This window comes from Pandoraea aquatica, assembly GCF_902459565.1.
Classification (GTDB): domain Bacteria; phylum Pseudomonadota; class Gammaproteobacteria; order Burkholderiales; family Burkholderiaceae; genus Pandoraea; species Pandoraea aquatica.
The window spans coordinates 154,173-172,405 of record NZ_CABPSN010000008.1 but is presented as its reverse complement, the minus strand read 5'-3'; the positions used below and the strand labels follow the sequence as shown (position 1 = coordinate 172,405).

The following is an 18,233-nucleotide window of genomic DNA, read 5'->3' as shown; positions in this document are numbered from 1 at the left end:
CGCTTTGTGGGCGCCGTAACGGTATAATTTTCGCTTTGCCGATCTTGCCATTCTTGAACGCGTCCGGGAACCCCTTGGCGTGATGAAGCGGATAAGCGCCAGCCTATGCCCGGCCTGCGATCCGTCGAATCTGAGGCAGGAAAGGCACGGTGTCGCGCAGCGCGCCGGTGCGTCTTGCCGGTGCGTCTTCTGTCTCGCCCAGCCGCCCTGTGTGCTCCCGGGTGGCCCCGAATCCGCTCGACGGCGCCTCGACTGGCGTTGCGAACCCTAGCCCTGAGTCTGTTTGAATCCAAGTGAACCCATTACTCGACAAGCTCCAGCCCTACCCCTTTGAACGCCTGAAGTCGTTGGTGGCAGACGTGACGCCTGCCAATACCTACAAGGCCATCAGTTTCGGCATCGGTGAACCGAAGCATCCGACGCCGCAGTTCATCAAGGAAGCCCTGATCGAAGGGCTGGGCGGTCTCTCGAACTATCCGGCCACGGCCGGCGGCGAACCACTGCGCGCGGCCATCGCCCAATGGCTGGAACGCCGTTACGCGCTGCCCAATGTGAACCCGGCCACCGAAGTGCTGCCGGTCACGGGCTCGCGCGAAGCACTCTTCTCGTTCGCCCAGGCCGTTGTCGACGGCAGCAAACCGGGTGCACGCGTGCTGTGCCCGAACCCGTTCTATCAGATCTACGAAGGGGCAACGCTGCTCGCCGGTGCCACGCCCTATTACGCCGACAGCGACCCGACGCGCAACTTCGCCCCCAACTACGACGCCGTGCCGGCCGACGTCTGGCGCGATGTTCAGCTCGTCTACCTGTGCTCGCCGGGCAACCCGACCGGGGCCGTGCTGAGCCTGGCCGACTGGAAGCGCCTGTTCGAGTTGTCGGACGAATACGGCTTCGTGATCGCGTCCGACGAGTGCTACTCCGAAATTTATTTTGACGAAGAGCGCGCGCCGCTGGGCGGTCTGGCTGCCGCCCATCAGCTGGGCCGTGGCTTCGAGCGACTGGTGGTCTTCTCGAGCCTCTCGAAGCGATCGAACGTGCCGGGCATGCGCTCGGGCTTCGTGGCGGGCGACGCCGCCATTCTCAAGAAATTCCTGCTGTACCGTACGTACCACGGCTGCGCCATGAGCCCGGCGGTGCAGGCCGCGAGCATCGCCGCGTGGAACGACGAGGCGCACGTGCGTCTGAACCGCAGCAAGTACCTGAAGAAATTCCAGACGGTCACGCCGATGCTCGCCGAAGTGCTCGACGTTCGGCTACCCGATGCCGGGTTCTATCTGTGGGCAAAGGTCGACACGAAAACCGGCCTGTCGGACACGGAATTCACGCGCCAGTTGCTGGCGCAATACAATGTAGCCGTCCTGCCCGGATCCTATCTGGGACGTGCGGCACACGGTGCCAATCCGGCAGAGAACTACGTCCGCATCGCCCTCGTGGCCGACGTGGATGAATGCACCGAAGGCGCCCAGCGCATCGTGCAGTTCTGCCAATCCCTTTAATTCCAACTGCAACTGATTCTCGCCATGTCGCAACAACTGCAAACCATCATCGATCAAGCCTGGGAAAACCGCGCCGAGATTTCGGCAAAGGCCGCGCCCGCCGACGTGCGTGAAGCCGTCTCCCACGTCATCGCCGAGCTGGACAAGGGCGCGCTGCGCGTCGCCCAGAAGCAAGACGGTCAATGGATCGTCAACCAGTGGATCAAGAAGGCCGTGCTGCTGTCGTTCCGCCTGGAAGACAACGCCGTGATGCCCGCCGGCGGCTTCAGCCAGTTCTACGACAAGGTGCCGAGCAAGTTCGCCGACTACACCGCCGAAGACTTCGCCCGTGGCGGCTTCCGCGTCGTGCCGCCGGCCGTGGCTCGCCGTGGTTCGTTCATTGGCAAGAACGTCGTGCTGATGCCGTCGTACACCAACATTGGCGCCTACGTCGACGAAGGCACGATGGTTGACACGTGGGCCACCGTCGGCTCGTGCGCCCAGATCGGCAAGAACGTTCACCTGTCGGGCGGCGTCGGCATCGGCGGCGTGCTCGAGCCGCTGCAAGCCAACCCGGTCATCATCGAAGACAACTGCTTCATCGGCGCCCGTTCGGAAGTCGTGGAAGGCGTGATCGTCGAAGAGAACTCGGTGATCTCGATGGGCGTGTATCTGGGTCAGTCGACCAAGATTTACGACCGCGAAACGGGTGAAGTCCATTACGGCCGCGTGCCGGCCGGTTCGGTCGTCGTGCCGGGCAACCTGCCCTCGAAGGACGGCAAGTACAGCCTGTACTGCGCCGTGATCGTCAAGAAGGTCGACGCGCAAACGCGCGCCAAGACGGCCATCAACGACCTGCTGCGCGGCGAATAAACGCACTGCATAGCATCACGAAGCCAGCGTCGCAGCGCGTGCTGCGGCGCTCGCTTTGACGCTTGCGTCAATACTTGTCTGACGCTTGCGTCTATGCCTGCTCCGACGCTCGCGTCGACGTTGTTTTGTATTTTGTTCTGCAATCGCCATCTCAGGAGTTCCGGCAATGACCGCTGTGCTGTACGGCATTCCCAACTGCGATACCGTGAAGAAGGCGCGCACGTGGCTCGACGAGCACGACGTGGCGTATGACTTCCACGACTTCAAGAAGGCGGGCGTGAACGACGCACTGCTGGGCACGTGGCTCGCACAAGTCCCACTGACCACGCTGCTTAACCGCAAAGGCACGACGTGGCGCAAGCTCACGCCGGAGCAACAGGCGGCCGCCGCCGATGAGTCCGTCGCCCGTACCCTGATGATCGAAAATCCCTCGCTCATCAAGCGCCCCGTGCTGGTGGCCGACGGCAAGGTTTCCGTGGGCTTCACGCCCGACAGTTACGCCTCACGATTCTGATTTCATGACTTCCTCCCAAGGCGCCACGCTGGCGCTTACCGAGCAACTGATTGCCCGTCACTCGGTGACGCCCGAAGACCGCGACTGCCAGGCTATTCTGGCGCGTCGCCTCTCGGCCATCGGCTTTGCCTGCGAAACCATCGCCTCGAACGGCGTGACCAACCTGTGGGCGGTCAAACGCGGCACGCGCGGCACCGACGGCAAGCTGCTCGTCTTCGCGGGTCACACCGACGTCGTGCCGACCGGCCCGGTCGAGCAGTGGCATTCCGATCCGTTTGCGCCCACGCATCGTGACGGCATGCTCTACGGTCGCGGTGCGGCCGATATGAAGACGTCGCTGGCCGCGTTCGTCGTCGCCTCGGAGGAATTCGTCGCTCAGCACCCGGATCACGCCGGCGCGATCGGCTTCCTGCTCACGAGCGACGAGGAAGGCCCTGCCACCGACGGCACGGTGAAAGTCGTCGAAGCCTTGACGGCGCGCGGCGAGCGTCTGGATTACTGCGTGGTCGGTGAACCGACGTCCAGCCAGCGTCTCGGCGACATGGTCAAGAACGGCCGTCGCGGTTCCATGTCCGGCAAGCTCGTCGTCAAGGGCGTGCAGGGCCACATCGCTTATCCGCATCTCGCCAAGAACCCCACGCATCTGTTTGCCCCGGCGCTCGCCGAGCTGACGCAGACCGTGTGGGACAACGGCAACGAATACTTCCCGCCCACGACGTGGCAAATCTCGAACATTCACGCAGGCACCGGCGCGACCAACGTCATTCCGGGCGAACTGACGGTGATGTTCAATTTCCGCTTCTCGACGGCCAGCACGTCCGATGGTCTTCAGCAGCGCGTGCATGAGTTGCTTGACCGCCACGGCCTCACCTACACGCTCGACTGGTCGATCAGTGGCCAGCCGTTCCTCACGCCGCGCGGCGATCTGTCGGACGCGCTGTCGAGCGCCATTCGCGAAGAGACCGGTCTCGAGACGGAACTGTCGACCACGGGTGGCACGTCCGACGGTCGCTTCATTGCACGTATCTGCCCGCAGGTCATCGAATTCGGCCCGTGCAATGCCAGCATCCACAAGATCGACGAGCACATTGCGGTCGCCGACATCGAACCGCTGAAGAACGTCTATCGCGGCGTGTTGAAGCGTCTGGTGGCATAAGACACAGGCACACGAGGCGAATCCAACATGACGACTCAGAAGACCCACCCATTCCAAACGTTGCGCGATCTGCTGCGCTACGCGGTCTCGCGTTTCACCGAGGCTGAGCTGGCTTTCGGGCACGGTACGGCCACGGCATACGACGAAGCGGCGTATCTGATGCTGCACACCCTGCATCTGCCCATCGACACGCTCGATCCGTTCCTCGACGCCCGCTTGCTGCCGGAAGAAATCGAGCGCGCGCTGTCGGTCATCAACCGTCGCGCGGGCGAGCGCGTTCCTGCGTCGTACATCACGAACGAAGCGTGGATGCACGGCCATCAGTTCTATGTGGACGAACGGGTCATCGTGCCGCGCTCGTTCATCGGCGAATTGCTGGAAGACGCATTGCAGCCGTGGGTCAATCACCCCGACGACGTCGCCGACGTACTCGAGCTGTGCACCGGCTCCGGATGCCTGGCGATCCTCGCCGCCGAGACGTTCCCGGCCGCACAGATCGACGCCGTCGACATTTCGGGCGATGCGCTCGACGTGGCGAAGATCAACGTTGCCGACTATGGTCTCGACGACCGCGTCGCGTTGCATCTGGGTGACCTGTACGCACCGCTGCCGGAAGGCAAGCGCTACGAAGTCATCATCACCAACCCGCCTTACGTCAACGAAGGCTCGATGCAGGTGTTGCCGGCGGAGTATCGCCATGAGCCGCGCCTGGCGCTCGCCGGTGGTGACGACGGCATGGACGTCGTGCGACGGATCATTGCCGGAGCGCGCGAACGCCTGACGGACGACGGCGTGCTGGTCGTGGAAATCGGTAACGAGCGTCACTTTGTCGAAGCGGCGTTCCCTGAGTTGCCGATCACGTGGCTGGCCACCAGCGCTGGTGACGACATGGTCTTCCTGGTGCAGGCTGCCGATCTGCCGTAAGCCTTAGCCACCTTTGGCGCGGCAGCCACGCCATCGGCAGCCGCCGCCACAGCGGCCCGGACAACAGCGCGAATCGCGACGTCCGGCCGCCCGCCCTACCCCGGGACTCGCCGCATCCAGGATGCGCACCGTGCGATAACGCCGCGAGCCCTCGCCTAAGTTCACGCACCGCGGTTACACTCAGGGTCCCGAGTCGGTGCGACTCACGGCATGGAGGTATTTAACCGTCATGGTGCTCAACTGGCTCGACGTCGGCTTTGCCGTCGCCTGTCTCCATGCACTGGGGGTCGCCGCCGCGATCCACGCTGTTCTGACGGTGCGCACTTCACAGGGTGCCGTCGCCTGGGCCGTCTCGCTCGTGACGATGCCCTATCTCACGCTCATCCCCTATCTGTTTCTCGGACGCTCGAAGTTCATCGGCTACGTGGAAGCACGCCGGGCGCGCAACGAGGTACTGCAATCCCGAATGGGCGAGACCCAGTGGAGCGGCGAGCCGCCTGTCGCGATGGAAGCGCACCCCGAGTTTGCGGCGCTCACGGCCATGACGGGGATGTCGTTCGTGGCGGGCAACCGCGTCAGGCTGCTGGTCAACGGACGCGCCACGTTCGACGCCATCTTTGCCGCCATCGACCGCGCACGCGATTACGTGATAGTTCAGTTCTTCATCGTCAAGGACGACGCCCTCGGACGCGCTCTGGCCGCTCACCTGCTGGCGCGCGCAGCAACGGGCGTGAAGGTCTATCTCCTCTACGACAGCATCGGCAGCCACGACCTGCCGCGCAGCTATTGTCAGAAGCTGCGCGAGGGTGGCGTGCAGGTACATGAGTTCGCCGCGAAAAAGCGCGGCATCTTCGTCAATCGCTTTCAGCTGAATTTCCGCAACCACCGCAAGATCGTGGTGATCGACGGCAACGAAGCCTTTATCGGCGGTCACAACGTCGGGGTGGAATACCTCGGGGAGAAGCCGCCGCTTGCCCCGTGGCGCGACACGCACATCTCCGTGCGCGGCCCGGCCGTGGTCGGTATTCAGCGCGCGTTTGCCGAAGACTGGCACTGGTGTACGGGAATGGTGCCGGAGCTGAATCGGCAGCCCGTGGCGTCGGGCGAGGACATGCATTGTCAGGTCATCCCGAGCGGACCGGCGGATCGTCTGGAGACGTCATCGCTGTTCTTCGTGACGGCGATCAACGCGGCGCAAAAGCGCGTGTGGCTTACGACACCGTACTTCGTGCCCGACGAGGCGGTGTTTGCGGCACTGCGTCTCGCGGTGCTTCGTGGTGTGGACGTCCGCTTACTGATTCCCGACCGTGCGGACCACTACGTAGTGTTCGAGGCGACGACGTCTTACGCCTATGAAGCGGCCCGCAGCGGCATCAACGTCTATCGCTATCACCACGGCTTTATTCATCAGAAGGTCGTGCTGATCGACGACAACGCCGCAGCGGTCGGTAGCGCCAACCTCGATAACCGCTCGTTCCGCCTGAACTTCGAAATCATGCTGCTCACGGTCGACCGTGGGTTTGCAGACGATGTCGCTTACATGCTCACGAACGACTTCGAGCACGCAACGCTGCTCAACAAAGACGACTTCCGGAAGATTCCGAGATGGCGTCAGATCGTGATGCGCATCGCTCGCCTGTTCGCGCCGATTCTTTGAAAGCCTCGGCAGCGAATCTGTCGTCGCCCGCATCGCCTGCGACACCGCCCCCTCGATTTCCCCCGCCTTCCCCGCCGCAGCCGGTAAAATATGCGTTTTGCCGCGACACGCGGCAGTCCCCATCGCTTTTTGCCTCGCACCTGCTGCCCATTCGTTGTGATCCGATTCGAACACCTTAGCCTCGCTCGCGGCACCAAGTCGCTCTTCGAAGACACCTCCGTCACGCTGAATCCGGGCGAGCGCGTCGGCCTCGTCGGCGCTAACGGCGCGGGCAAATCGACCCTCTTCGCCCTGCTGCGCGGACAACTGCACGCCGACGGCGGCGATGTCTTCGTGCCCAGCAGTTGGCGCGTCGCGCACGTGATGCAGGAGACGCCCGCCGTCGATCGCACCGCCCTCGACTACGTGCTCGACGGCGACACCCGACTGCGCGAAATCGAAGCGACCATCGCTGCCGCTGAAGCCGCCCATGACGGCCATACGCAAGCTGAGGCGCACGCCGCCTTCGCCGACGCCGACGGCTACACCGCCCCCGCACGCGGCGAAGCCCTGCTGCTCGGCCTCGGCTTCACGCTCGCGCAGACGCAGTTGCCCGTCGCCAGCTTCTCCGGCGGCTGGCGCATGCGTCTGAATCTGGCGCAAGCGCTGATGTGTCCGTCCGATCTGTTGCTGCTCGACGAACCGACCAACCACCTGGATCTGGACGCCATCGTCTGGCTCGAAGACTGGCTCAAGCGCTACGCCGGCACGTTGATCGTGATTTCCCACGATCGCGAGTTTCTGGACGAGGTCTGCAACGTCACCCTGCACCTCGAGAATCAGCAGATCAAGCGCTACGGCGGCAACTACAGTCAGTTCGAAATCCTGCGCGGTCAGCAACTGGCGCTGCAACAAAGCGCTTTCGAGAAGCAGAAGAAGACGATTGCCCACCTGGAGTCGTTCATCACGCGCTTCAAGGCAAAAGCCACGAAAGCACGTCAGGCGCAGAGCCGGATGAAGGCGCTCGAAAAGATGGAACGGATTGCGCCCGCACACGTCGCGTCGCCGTTCACGTTCGAGTTCCGCCCCGCCGACAGCGCACCGAATCCGATGCTCGTGCTCGAAGGCGTTCGCTGCGGCTACCACCTCGAAGACGGCAGCGAGAAGGTCATCCTGCCGCACGTCACAATGTCGGTGCAGAACGAGCAACGCATCGGCCTGCTCGGTGCCAACGGACAAGGCAAGTCCACACTGATCAAAACACTCGCCGGCACGCTTGAATCGCTGGCTGGTGTGGTGAAGACCGGCAAGGGGCTTCAGATCGGCTACTTCGCCCAGCATCAGGTCGAAACACTGCGTCACGACGATTCGCCGTTACAGCACTTGCAGCGTCTTGCACCCGACACGCGCGAGCAGGAGCTGCGTGACTTCCTCGGCGGCTTCAACTTCCGGGGCGATATGGCGACGTCGTCCATCGCCCCGTTCTCCGGCGGCGAAAAGGCACGCCTCGCGCTCGCACTCATCATCTGGCAAAAGCCGAACCTTCTGCTGCTGGACGAACCGACCAATCACCTGGATCTGGAAACGCGTCACGCGCTGACGATGGCGCTCGCCCAGTTCGATGGCACGCTGATTCTCGTTTCGCACGACCGACACCTGCTGCGCGCGACGACCGATCAGTTCCTGCTCGTGGCCGGTGGCGAAGTGAAGCCGTTCGACGGCGATCTCGACGATTACCGCGACTGGTTGCTGCAACACGCGGCCGATCAACGCGCCGCCGCACGTGAAGCCAGCGGTGGCACCGGCGATAGCGCAATTGGCGACGACGGCGTCAATCGCAAGGACCAAAAGCGCGCCGAAGCACAGGAACGCCAGCGTCTGTCGCAACTGCGCAAGCCGCTCCAGCGCAAGATCGAAAAACTGGAAGCATCGATGAGCCAACTGTCGGACGAGAAGGCACGGCTCGATGCCATCCTCGCCGACAGCGCCACGTACGAAGACGCAAAGAAATCGCTTCTGACCGATAGCCTCAAACAGCAAGCCGAAGTGACTGCCAAGCTCGCCGACGTGGAAGCCGAATGGCTCGAAGCGCAGGAAACCATGGAGCAGATCGTCTGACGCGTATCGTCAGCGATCTCCGCCACCGATCTGAAGACGATGCTCACACCGACGATTGAAGACCGCATGGCGGCATTGGTCGCCTCCATGGCAGCGACTGAAGCCGTGCTTCAGACACTCGCCCATACGGATCGTGCAACACTCGGGCTCGCTCAGGCAGCACTGCGCGCAACGCAGCCGCCGTCTGCCGCAACGCCCGCCAGCTCGGCCGCGCTTGGCGAACTTGCCGGTGAAATGGACTTCCTGACTTACGTCTCGATGGATGATCTGTTGGACGAGTGGCGTCGCTTGTACTCGGAAAGCACTACGGCCACGCCGCAAGCCGCCGCCGACGCCGAGGCCAACGCCGACTCACCGCCAAGGCTTGCCGAACATCAGGCGATCTTCCGGACCATGGTCGCGCATCTGAAAACGCTTGCGACCGTGAGAAATCGAGAGGCCGATACCTTCCGCTCGGCCTTCGCCTCGCTCGCGCAACTGATCGGACAAAACGCCCCCGTCGAGAAGACGCTGATCGCCCGCATGCGTGCCGTCGGTACGCAGTTACTGAGCAACGAAACGTGGCTGAGCGCCGGCACCGATGCCGGCGCTCAAGCGCGCAGCGTGACCTATCAGTCGCTCCAGCGCGAGGGGATGACGTCCAATGCACAAGCCGAGCAGCTCGTGGAACTGATCCAGCTCGACTTAATGCGTTTGAAATGGGTGAGCGAGTTCGAACCCGCCCTGAAGGCACAGACGGAGGCGCTCGCCTCCGCCAGCGCAGCACTCGGCGGCAGTTGACACCCCGAGACTGCTCGCCTCGGCACGCGATGTGCCGAGGCGTCATTCGACACTAGCGCGAACCTGAACTACAGCCCGGCCACGACCGAGATGGCTTGTTCCAGACGGTCGACGGCGTGGACTTCCAGTCCATCGATAGGCTGCTTCGGCGCGTTCGCCTTCGGAATGATCGCAATCGAGAAGCCCAGCTTGGCGGCTTCCTTGAGACGATCCTGACCGCGCGGACTCGGCCGGATTTCCCCGGCAAGCCCCACCTCTCCGAACGCCACGATGCCGCGCGGCAGCGGCTTATTGCGCAGCGACGAATGGATCGCGAGCAACACCGCAAGGTCGGCGGCCGGTTCGGTAATCTTCACGCCACCGACGGCATTCAGAAACACGTCCTGATCGAAACAGGCAATGCCTGCATGACGGTGCATCACTGCCAGCAACATCGCCAGCCGGTTCTGCTCCAGCCCCACGGCCAAACGTCGCGGATTCGGCACCTGCGCCGTATCGACCAGCGCCTGCACTTCGACCAGCAGCGGCCGTGTGCCCTCCTGCGTGACCAGCACGCACGAGCCGGGCACGCTTTGCTCATGCTGCGACAGGAACAGCGCGGACGGATTGGCCACGCCTCGCAGGCCCTTTTCCGTCATCGCAAACACACCCAGCTCGTTCACAGCACCGAAGCGGTTCTTGAACGCGCGCACCAGACGATACGACGAATGCGTATCGCCTTCGAAGTACAGCACCGTGTCCACGATGTGTTCCAGCACGCGCGGTCCGGCGAGACTCCCTTCCTTCGTCACATGGCCGACCATGATGACCGTCACACCGCTCTGCTTGGCGGTGCGCGTCAGTTGGGCTGCGCACTCGCGCACCTGCGCGACCGATCCGGGTGCCGATGTCAGCGCTTCGGAATAGATCGTCTGAATCGAGTCGATGACGACGACGTCGGGTTTCTCCGATTCGATCGCACCGAGAATCTTCTCAAGCTGGATTTCGGCAAGCAGATCGAGTTCGCCACCGCCCTCGCCCGCCGCGCCGAGGCCGAGCCGCTGCGCACGCAACGCAATCTGCGCGCCGGACTCTTCGCCGCTCACATAAAGCGCACGACGCTCACGCGCGAGATGCGCGAGCGATTGCAGCAGCAGCGTCGACTTGCCGATCCCCGGGTCGCCGCCGATCAGCACCACACCACCCGCGACCAGACCACCGCCCAGCACGCGATCGAATTCGCTCACGCCGCTCGAAAAACGCGGTACGTCGGACGCTTCGATCTCAGCCAGCTTGCGTATCGGCGTGCTCTTGGCGAGCGACTGATAGCGATGACCGGTGGACGCTTCCGCCACCGATTCGACGAGCGTATTCCAGCCGTTGCAATGGGGACACTGGCCCGCCCACTTAGGGGTCTGGCCACCGCATTCGGTACAGATATAGACGGTCTTGGCTTTAGCCATGCAAGCAATCCTGTCGCAACGCTCAGACGGCGTGGATCGGCACGCGACGCGCCACCGCACACATCAGTTCGTAACCCAGCGTACCGGCCGAAGCGGCGACCTCGTCGATGCACAGGCCGCGCCCCCACAACGTGACGGATGTGCCCACGCGTGCCTGCGGTACCGGCGTGAGATCGACCGACAACATGTCCATCGATACGCGACCGACCGTGCGCGTGCGCACGCCGTCCACCAGAATCGGCGTGCCCGTGGGCGCGACGCGCGGATAGCCGTCGGCATATCCGCATGCCACGGTGCCTACGCGCATCGGCGTCTCGGCCACGAACGAACTGCCGTACCCGACGGAGCCGCCGGCCGGCACGTCCTGAATACCGATGAGTTCGGCTTCGAGCGTCTGCGTCGGCTGCAGATCGAGTTGCGCTGCCGTCACTTCCAGCCCCTTCGGCGACGAACCGTAGAGCATGATGCCGGGACGCACCCACGCACCATGCGCGGCGGGATGGAACAACGTGGCGGCCGAATTGGACAGGCTGCGCTCGCCGGGCACATCGCAGGCACCGCGCTCGAACGTCTCCATCTGATGCGCGATACCGCGCTCGCCATCGGCGTCGGAGAAGTGCGTCATCAGCACAATCTGGCTCACGCTCGAAATGGCACGCGCACGTTCCCATGCAGCGCGAAAACGTTCCGGCGCAAAGCCGAGACGATTCATGCCGGAGTTCATTTTGAGCTGGATATTGAGCGGCTTGGTCAGACGAGTAGTCTCGAGCATGCGCAACTGTTCGTCGCTATGCACCGTGGTCGTCAAACCGTATTTGTCGACGATGGCGAGGTCTTCCGGCTTGAAGAACCCTTCGAGCAAGAGGATGGGACCGGCCCAGCCCAACTCGCGCAGACGCACGGCCTCATCGAGGTCGAGCAGGCCGAAGCCATCGGCGTCACGCAATCCGGGGTACGCGTTTTCGATGCCATGTCCGTAGGCATTGGCCTTGACCACCGCCCAGACTTTGCTGTTCGGGGCGTGACGGCGGGCGACATCGAGATTATGGGCGAGTGCTGCGGTATGAATCGAAGCTTTGATTGGACGAGGCATGGCAGGATCGAATCTTAGGGGAAGCTGCGCCAGCACAGGCCGGCGGCATAACGCATCGGCATATTTTCGTGTTATAAAGCCGTGCGCACAACTTGTTTTGCCGAAATCTTTTTCCCGATAACAATATCGGTCTCAGACCGAGGGCGACCGGGCGCCCGGCACGGGGGCTTCAAGACCGAACATACGGTCCATTAGCGACTTTTGCAGGACCGATGAGCGCAGATACCCCTGTGTTTAAGCCCGGTTTCTTCCCGTATGGGTATCCCTAGCGGGATACCGCGGATTCCGACAACCGAGACACGCAAGTTTTACGCCGCACGGGATCGACTCAAGTACCGATGAAGAAAGGCTTTTATACCATCATGGCCGCGCAGTTTTTTTCGTCGCTGGCCGACAATGCATTGCTGATTGCTGCAATCGCACTCCTGAAGGATCTGCATTCCCCGCAGTGGATGACACCGCTGCTCAAACTCTTCTTCGTTCTCTCGTACGTCATTCTCGCCGCCTATGTCGGTGCGTTCGCCGACTCGATGCCCAAGGGCAAGGTCATGTTCATCAGCAACACGATCAAGGTCGCGGGCTGTCTGATGATGCTGTTCGGCTCGCATCCGTTGATCGCGTACGGCGTGGTGGGTTTCGGCGCAGCGGCGTACTCGCCCGCGAAATACGGCATTCTCACGGAGCTGTTGCCCGCCGAGAAACTCGTCGCGGCGAACGGATGGATCGAAGGGTTGACCGTCAGTTCGATCATTCTCGGCACTGTGCTCGGCGGTGCGCTCATCAGCCCGCACATCTCCGCCTGGGTGCTGCAGCACACGCCTGAGGTGATCAACTCGCCGGCAATGGCCGCGATGATCATCATCATGGGCATCTATGTGATTGCCGCACTGTTCAATCTGCGCATTCCCGATACCGGCGCACGCTATGCGCGTCAGGAGCGCAATCCGATCAAGCTGATCTCCGACTTCGCCGATTGCTTCGTCACGCTGTGGCGCGACAAGCTGGGCCAGATCTCGCTCGCGGTCACCACGCTGTTCTGGGGTGCCGGGGCAACGCTCCAGTTCATCGTGCTGCGTTGGGCCGAAAAGGCCCTTGGCATGACGCTTTCCGAAGGTGCGATCCTGCAAGCCGTGTCGGCCGTGGGCGTAGCCATCGGCGCGATCGTCGCCGCCTCGCGCATTCCGCTCAAGCGCTCGCTGTCGGTGCTGCCCGTCGGCATTGCGATGGGGATTGCCGTCATGGCAATGGCCTTCTTCTCGAAGGACTTGCTGCCCTGGGGCACGCAGTGGAAGGTGCCGCTGTATCTGATCGTCTCGTATATCTTCCTCATCATCGTCGGCGCGCTCGCGGGTTTCTTCGTGGTGCCGATGAACGCCCTGCTCCAGCACCGCGGTCACGTGCTGCTCTCGGCCGGTCACTCCATTGCCGTGCAGAACTTCAACGAGAACCTGTCGGTGCTGATCATGCTGTGCCTCTACGCACTGCTGATCTGGTTCAATGTGCCGGTCGGTGTGGTGATCATTCTGTTCGGTGTGTTCGTGTCGGGCACGATGTGGCTCGTCATGAAGCGTCACCAGGCCAATCAGCGCGAATTCGATTCGGTCGCGCTCATTGGCGAAGTCAAGCATTGATATGAATTTGCGTCAGTCTTCCCAAGCACGTCCGTCGTCCACTCCTATCGCACTCACCATCGCCGGCTCCGACTCCGGCGGTGGCGCGGGCATTCAGGCAGACCTCAAGACTTTTTCGGCGCTAGGCGCTTACGGCGCCAGCGTGATTACGGCGCTCACTGCGCAAAACACGCAAGGCGTGACGGGCATTCACACGCCGCCTGCGAGTTTTGTGACGGCGCAGATGGATGCCGTCTTTCAGGATCTGGATGTCGACGCCGTCAAACTCGGCATGCTTGCCAACGCGGATGTCGTGCGTGCGGTGGCCGCCGGGCTGCGTCAGTACAAACCGCGCTTCGTTGTGCTCGATACGGTCATGATTTCGAAGAGCGGTCACGCGCTCCTGCAACCGGATGCGGTCGCCGCCCTGCGCGACGAACTGCTGCCGCTGGCCGATCTCATCACGCCGAATCTGCCAGAAGCGGCGGCATTGCTGGGGGTGGATGCGGCAACGGACGAAGCCGAGATGGAGCGTCAGGCACAGGCACTGCGCGCGCTCGGCGCACGCAATGTACTGGTCAAGGGCGGTCATCTGGCGGGGGATCTCAGCCCGGACTGGCTCGTGAGTGCCGCTGGCGTCGAACGTTTCAACGCGCCGCGCATCGCGGCCCACAATACGCACGGCACGGGCTGCACGCTCTCTGCTGCGCTCGCCGCGCTGCGTCCGCGTCGCAACGACTGGTCGGACACCGTGCGCGACGCGAAGGCGTATCTCAACGGTGCGCTTGCCGCCAGCGACGAACTTCAGATCGGCAAAGGCATCGGGCCGGTTCACCACTTCCACGCCGTCTGGCCGAAAGACTGAGCGCGACAGCCAAAAGCAAATGCGGCGCATCCGATGCGCCGCAGCCCTCTCTATCCGTCGTCAAAGCGAAGGCGCGTCGTCGGCACTCTGCGCGAGCGCGCGTCGCGCGGCGGCATCCGCCCGCTCACTCAGCTCTTCGATGCGGTGCCGCGCACGCGGCGCCCAGAAATCGGGGACGATGAAACCCCGCTCGCACTCGAACCAGGCTCCATCAGCGCCCTCGCCAGCGCCTCCTCTCAACGCGACGATCAGTAGCGGCTCCGCCACCCCTCGCTCATACCAGTGTGTCTCAATGCGAGCGCGCATGGCATCCAGCGAGAGCACCGCCGAAGCGTCGACGCGCGCGGGCGCAAGCCAGCGGGCGCGCGGAAGCATGGCCCACGCCTGATGCGGCGATGCCGACTGCGCGTGCGACCACCATGCGTCGAGCGTCGCCCACCAGCCCCTGCCATGCCCCTCGGACACCGCTTGCGGCAGCCGCCCCTCTTGCCCGAGCGGATGAAACAGCCATCCCTTGAGATACACCTGCGGCGACCAAGGCCCCTCGGCAGGCAGCGCGCTGCGCGCCGCTTCGAGCGTCGTCAGGCGCAGTTGATGGCCGAGCAATCGCGCCACTTTGTCCGCGAGACTATCCGCGAGATTGGGGCCTAGCCAACGGAATTGGAGGGCGCGCTCGTCGAACGTGTTGGATGTCTGCGGCGTCTCGGGCGGTACGAACAGATACAGCTTCACCGCCAGTTCCCAGTGCAACAACTGGCGATCGGCAAGACGTGTCAGGAGAAAGTCGCACTCACCGAGCGTCATATTGCCGCGCCGGGCGTCGCGAACCTGCAAACCGGCCGCGTGCAGATCGAAGTGCGGGCTATGCAGCAACGCGAAATGCAGCAACTGCTCTGCATAGCGTCCCAGACGGTGGCTTTCGCCACGCGCCAGCATCTCATGCAACGGCACAGGATCGGCGTCGCAGGCGAGCAGCCAGTCGTGAAGAATTTGGGAGGGGAAGACGGGTTCAACGTTGAAGTGCGCCAGTGCCGCCGGGAATCGGGCGGCACTGAGCAGATCGGCGGACAGCAATAACCACGCGAGGTCGCGCACCGGCGCCTCGCGCAGCGTTTCGATCAGTTCGCCGTAGGCTTGTGGTCCGGAGTCGTTTCGCACACGGCCTCATAGGTAGCCCGCGCCAGGCACCAATCCGTCCAGGCCTTGGCCTTGTCGGGCAGACTGCGCAACAGATAGGCCGGATGGTACGTCACGATCACCGGCACCCCTTCGTACTCATGCACGCGTCCACGCAAGCTGGCGATGCTCGCCTGCGTACGCAAAATGCTCTGCGCCGCAAAGCGCCCCATCACCACGATCACGCGCGGCTTGAGCAACGCGACCTGACGCTTCAGATAAGGCTCGCAACTCGCCACCTCTGCCGGTTCGGGATCGCGGTTGTTCGGCGGACGGCATTTGAGTACGTTGGCGATGTACACGTTCTCGCCACGCCGCAATGCCGACGCCCGCAGCATGTTGTCGAGCAGCTTGCCGGCCTGACCGACGAACGGCTCGCCCTGCAAGTCCTCCTGCTGCCCGGGCGCTTCGCCCACCAGCAACCAGTCGGCCTCGCGGTCGCCCACACCGAAGACCGTCTGCGTGCGCTTTTCGCACAAACCGCACAAACGGCAACCGGCGACGCGCTCCGTGAGCGCTTCCCAGTCCAGCGTCTCCACGCCCGGCAATGCGGGACGCGACGGCGCTTCCTCGCCCGCATCGCGCACGATCGACCACAGCGCGGCATCGGCGGCAGCATCGCCGTCGCCGTTGCCTTCACTGTCGAGCCACATCGGGATATCGTCGGGCGGCATGTCGGCGGCACGACGCGAAGTCTCGCGTGCAACCGGGGCCGGCGCGAAGTCGCGCGGCGCGGGGGGTGTCGGAGATGCGGGAGATGCAGGACGTACAGGCGCGTCGTCAAACGCGGACGAACGTGCAGCAGGACGCGGCGCAATCACAGGCACACCCACCGGCGCGCTTGACGGCACGGCCGACGGCGCCACATCCCACGGCGGCAAATCGTCGCCTTGCGCAGCGCCCGGTGCATCGAGCGTCGCCACGTCGCCGTGTTCGGCGGCGGCCTGCGCTGCATTGGCCGCACTGGCCACGGCGTCGTTGGACATCCATACCGGCCACAGCCCGAACTCTTCCAGAATCGCTTTAGGCCACGGCACGATCGGTCTCCCACGACAGGCGCATCACAATGGCGTCTTCACGACGCCCACTCGCCGGATAGTATCCCTTGCGTCGGCCGATCTGCTCGAAACCGAAACGCTCGTAAATGCGCAATGCGCGCACATTGGACGGACGCACTTCCAGCAGCACCCCGCCCATGCCCTGCTCACGCGAGACACGCACGATCTCCTGCAACAACTGCACGCCGAGTCCGTTGCCCTGCATTTCGGGCACGACACACACATTGAGCAGATGCGACTCGTCGACCACCGGCATCAGCAAGAAATACCCCAGCAACGTACCGTCGACAGCCCGCAGACAAACGCCCTGATGCCCGGCATCGAGCGAGTCGGCGAAGTTCTGGCGCGTCCACGGAAACGGGTACGCGCGCACTTCGACCGCGACGACTTCGTCGAGGTCTGCCGGTGTCATCGGCGAGTAGTGATTCGGTCCAGCCTGCCGCATCAGGTCGCCCCCTTGCCGCTCGCCTGCGCCCCTGCCTGCTTGATGGCTTCGCGCTCGGCGGTCGTCTGTGCCACTTTATTTCGGATATAGACGGGCATGGCCTGATCGGCCGGAATGGCCTCGCCGCGAGCAAACGCGCGCGCGGCCAGTTCGGCGACGTGACGGGCGCGCGGCATGGCGTCGGCCAGCACAGCCTGCGCCTGCATGCTCGCCTGCAAACGCTCGCCGAAGGCCGTCACTGCATTGCCTGCAACGACAAACTCGGCGTCCGGTGCGCGCACCTGCTCGGCGGCATCCAAAGACGGAGCCTGCACTTCGCGCCAGTCGCCCGTCGCGTCGTCCCAGACGTAATCGGCCCAGTAGGCCTCGTTCATACGCGCGTCGAGCGCAACGAGTACGCGCTGCGTGCCCACACGCATGGCACGCGCCGCTTCGGCACAGGCGACCAGCGTGCCGACCGGCACGACCGGCAACCCGGCACCGAATGCCAGCCCTTGCGCCACGCCGCAGGCCGTACGCAGCCCGGTAAAGGAGCCCGGCCCCGCGCCAAAGGCGATGGCGTCGCAATCGGCCAGTGTCAGGCCAGCCTCGCGCAAGACGTCGCGGGCGGCAGGAAGGATATGCGTACTGGAAACCGGGCCAGTGTCGAGATGGCGTTCGGCGATGAGGGCCGGTGCGCCGCTGGCGGGATCATGGCGATACACGGCGACCGAACAGAACTCGGTCGAGGTATCGAGGGCAAGAAGCGTAATCGATGACATGGCGCTATTGTAATCGGCCGCGCGGCGCGCGATCCAGCGGGATGAAGGGATTACGCATGGAATGCCCGGGCATGCCCGCGAGCACGCCGGGCGACGTCCCCGGCCGCTTTGCAGCGCATTTGCCCCGCCGTTGAGTCCCCGTCCACGGACGCCTCACCACTCCGTGCAAATCCGAACGTGCATTTTTTCTGAAATGGGTATATAATCCGCGCTTCGCTTCGCGGGGCACCAAGTGTTACCCCGTCTGGCGACGAAAAACTGCGTTTTGCCCCAATCCTGTGATAAGCCGCTGTAGTTCTTGCCGGTA

The 18,233-nt window shown here is 63.6% G+C and carries 16 protein-coding genes; 10 read left to right on the top strand and 6 right to left on the bottom strand.

All coding sequences use genetic code 11. The features are described 5' to 3' along the window. The first annotated feature begins 293 nt into the window (after nucleotides 1-293). The 8 genes from dapC to PAQ31011_RS22195 all read left to right on the top strand — a co-directional run bounded on the left by dapC (nucleotide 294) and on the right by PAQ31011_RS22195 (nucleotide 9,476). The gene (gene dapC, locus PAQ31011_RS22230) at nucleotides 294-1,496 is read left to right on the top strand and encodes a succinyldiaminopimelate transaminase (RefSeq protein ID WP_150577871.1); all 1,203 of its coding nucleotides are present in this window, start codon (nucleotides 294-296) and stop codon (nucleotides 1,494-1,496) included. 24 nt (nucleotides 1,497-1,520) lie between these two features. Then, a complete protein-coding gene (dapD, locus tag PAQ31011_RS22225; RefSeq protein ID WP_150577870.1) occupies nucleotides 1,521-2,348 on the top strand; it encodes a 2,3,4,5-tetrahydropyridine-2,6-dicarboxylate N-succinyltransferase in 828 nt (275 codons plus the stop codon). A 166-nt stretch (nucleotides 2,349-2,514) separates the two neighbouring features. Then, complete coding sequence (locus tag PAQ31011_RS22220) at nucleotides 2,515-2,862, top strand: ArsC family reductase (RefSeq protein ID WP_150577869.1); 348 nt, start codon at nucleotides 2,515-2,517, stop codon at nucleotides 2,860-2,862. A gap of 4 nt (nucleotides 2,863-2,866) precedes the next feature. After that, nucleotides 2,867-4,018, top strand: a complete 1,152-nt coding sequence (gene dapE, locus PAQ31011_RS22215; RefSeq protein ID WP_150577868.1) for a succinyl-diaminopimelate desuccinylase — start codon at nucleotides 2,867-2,869, stop codon at nucleotides 4,016-4,018. Between the two features lie 27 nt (nucleotides 4,019-4,045). Further along, nucleotides 4,046-4,942, top strand: a complete 897-nt coding sequence (gene prmB / locus PAQ31011_RS22210) for a 50S ribosomal protein L3 N(5)-glutamine methyltransferase (protein WP_150577867.1) — start codon at nucleotides 4,046-4,048, stop codon at nucleotides 4,940-4,942. 229 nt (nucleotides 4,943-5,171) lie between these two features. Then, nucleotides 5,172-6,599: a cardiolipin synthase gene (gene cls / locus PAQ31011_RS22205; RefSeq protein ID WP_150577866.1), complete on the top strand. Its 1,428-nt coding sequence runs from the start codon at nucleotides 5,172-5,174 to the stop codon at nucleotides 6,597-6,599. Nucleotides 6,600-6,755: 156 nt separating this feature from the next. Further along, nucleotides 6,756-8,696, top strand: coding sequence for an ATP-binding cassette domain-containing protein (locus PAQ31011_RS22200; protein ID WP_150577865.1), 1,941 nt, complete (start codon nucleotides 6,756-6,758; stop codon nucleotides 8,694-8,696). 39 nt (nucleotides 8,697-8,735) lie between these two features. Further along, nucleotides 8,736-9,476, top strand: a complete 741-nt coding sequence (locus PAQ31011_RS22195; protein ID WP_174990233.1) for a hypothetical protein — start codon at nucleotides 8,736-8,738, stop codon at nucleotides 9,474-9,476. Nucleotides 9,477-9,544: 68 nt separating this feature from the next. Here PAQ31011_RS22195 and radA read toward each other — a convergent pair whose 3' ends face one another. Then, nucleotides 9,545-10,918 carry a DNA repair protein RadA gene (gene radA / locus PAQ31011_RS22190; RefSeq protein WP_150577863.1) on the bottom strand — a complete coding sequence of 458 codons (1,374 nt, stop codon included), beginning with the start codon at nucleotides 10,916-10,918 and terminating at the stop codon, nucleotides 9,545-9,547. 22 nt (nucleotides 10,919-10,940) lie between these two features. Then, nucleotides 10,941-12,011: an alanine racemase gene (alr, locus tag PAQ31011_RS22185; protein WP_150577862.1), complete on the bottom strand. Its 1,071-nt coding sequence runs from the start codon at nucleotides 12,009-12,011 to the stop codon at nucleotides 10,941-10,943. Nucleotides 12,012-12,349: 338 nt separating this feature from the next. Between alr and lplT the strand changes: the two genes are divergently transcribed. Both lplT and thiD read left to right on the top strand, forming a co-directional pair. Then, nucleotides 12,350-13,642, top strand: coding sequence for a lysophospholipid transporter LplT (gene lplT, locus PAQ31011_RS22180; RefSeq protein WP_150577861.1), 1,293 nt, complete (start codon nucleotides 12,350-12,352; stop codon nucleotides 13,640-13,642). 1 nt (nucleotide 13,643) lies between these two features. After that, complete coding sequence (thiD, locus tag PAQ31011_RS22175; protein WP_150577860.1) at nucleotides 13,644-14,486, top strand: bifunctional hydroxymethylpyrimidine kinase/phosphomethylpyrimidine kinase; 843 nt, start codon at nucleotides 13,644-13,646, stop codon at nucleotides 14,484-14,486. A gap of 60 nt (nucleotides 14,487-14,546) precedes the next feature. Here thiD and PAQ31011_RS22170 read toward each other — a convergent pair whose 3' ends face one another. Genes PAQ31011_RS22170 through tsaB form a run of 4 tightly spaced genes read right to left on the bottom strand, consistent with a single transcriptional unit; the run spans nucleotide 14,547 to nucleotide 17,926 of the window. Then, nucleotides 14,547-15,644 (bottom strand): DUF1853 family protein, encoded by a 1,098-nt coding sequence (locus tag PAQ31011_RS22170; protein ID WP_150577859.1) that lies wholly within the window; start codon nucleotides 15,642-15,644, stop codon nucleotides 14,547-14,549. Continuing rightward, on the bottom strand, nucleotides 15,605-16,648 hold the full coding sequence (locus tag PAQ31011_RS22165) for a uracil-DNA glycosylase (protein WP_425495133.1): 1,044 nt from the start codon (nucleotides 16,646-16,648) through the stop codon (nucleotides 15,605-15,607). Before PAQ31011_RS22165 ends, PAQ31011_RS22170 begins: the two co-directional genes overlap by 40 nt. A 37-nt stretch (nucleotides 16,649-16,685) precedes the next feature. Then, nucleotides 16,686-17,165 carry a ribosomal protein S18-alanine N-acetyltransferase gene (gene rimI / locus PAQ31011_RS22160; RefSeq protein ID WP_150577857.1) on the bottom strand — a complete coding sequence of 160 codons (480 nt, stop codon included), beginning with the start codon at nucleotides 17,163-17,165 and terminating at the stop codon, nucleotides 16,686-16,688. Further along, complete coding sequence (gene tsaB, locus PAQ31011_RS22155; RefSeq protein ID WP_150577856.1) at nucleotides 17,165-17,926, bottom strand: tRNA (adenosine(37)-N6)-threonylcarbamoyltransferase complex dimerization subunit type 1 TsaB; 762 nt, start codon at nucleotides 17,924-17,926, stop codon at nucleotides 17,165-17,167. Before tsaB ends, rimI begins: the two co-directional genes overlap by 1 nt. Nucleotides 17,927-18,233 lie beyond the last annotated feature (307 nt).

Excerpts from the sequence above, each read along its gene's own strand:
- lplT (WP_150577861.1), top strand. The coding sequence starts at position 12,350 with ATGAAGAAAGGCTTTTATACCATCATGGCCGCGCAGTTTTTTTCGTCG.
- alr (WP_150577862.1), bottom strand. The coding sequence starts at position 12,011 with ATGCCTCGTCCAATCAAAGCTTCGATTCATACCGCAGCACTCGCCCAT.
- radA (WP_150577863.1), bottom strand. The coding sequence starts at position 10,918 with ATGGCTAAAGCCAAGACCGTCTATATCTGTACCGAATGCGGTGGCCAG.
- dapD (WP_150577870.1), top strand. The coding sequence starts at position 1,521 with ATGTCGCAACAACTGCAAACCATCATCGATCAAGCCTGGGAAAACCGC.
- PAQ31011_RS22195 (WP_174990233.1), top strand. The coding sequence starts at position 8,736 with ATGCTCACACCGACGATTGAAGACCGCATGGCGGCATTGGTCGCCTCC.
- thiD (WP_150577860.1), top strand. The coding sequence starts at position 13,644 with ATGAATTTGCGTCAGTCTTCCCAAGCACGTCCGTCGTCCACTCCTATC.
- dapE (WP_150577868.1), top strand. The coding sequence starts at position 2,867 with ATGACTTCCTCCCAAGGCGCCACGCTGGCGCTTACCGAGCAACTGATT.
- prmB (WP_150577867.1), top strand. The coding sequence starts at position 4,046 with ATGACGACTCAGAAGACCCACCCATTCCAAACGTTGCGCGATCTGCTG.
- PAQ31011_RS22220 (WP_150577869.1), top strand. The coding sequence starts at position 2,515 with ATGACCGCTGTGCTGTACGGCATTCCCAACTGCGATACCGTGAAGAAG.
- cls (WP_150577866.1), top strand. The coding sequence starts at position 5,172 with ATGGTGCTCAACTGGCTCGACGTCGGCTTTGCCGTCGCCTGTCTCCAT.
- tsaB (WP_150577856.1), bottom strand. The coding sequence starts at position 17,926 with ATGTCATCGATTACGCTTCTTGCCCTCGATACCTCGACCGAGTTCTGT.
- PAQ31011_RS22165 (WP_425495133.1), bottom strand. The coding sequence starts at position 16,648 with ATGTCCAACGACGCCGTGGCCAGTGCGGCCAATGCAGCGCAGGCCGCC.
- rimI (WP_150577857.1), bottom strand. The coding sequence starts at position 17,165 with ATGCGGCAGGCTGGACCGAATCACTACTCGCCGATGACACCGGCAGAC.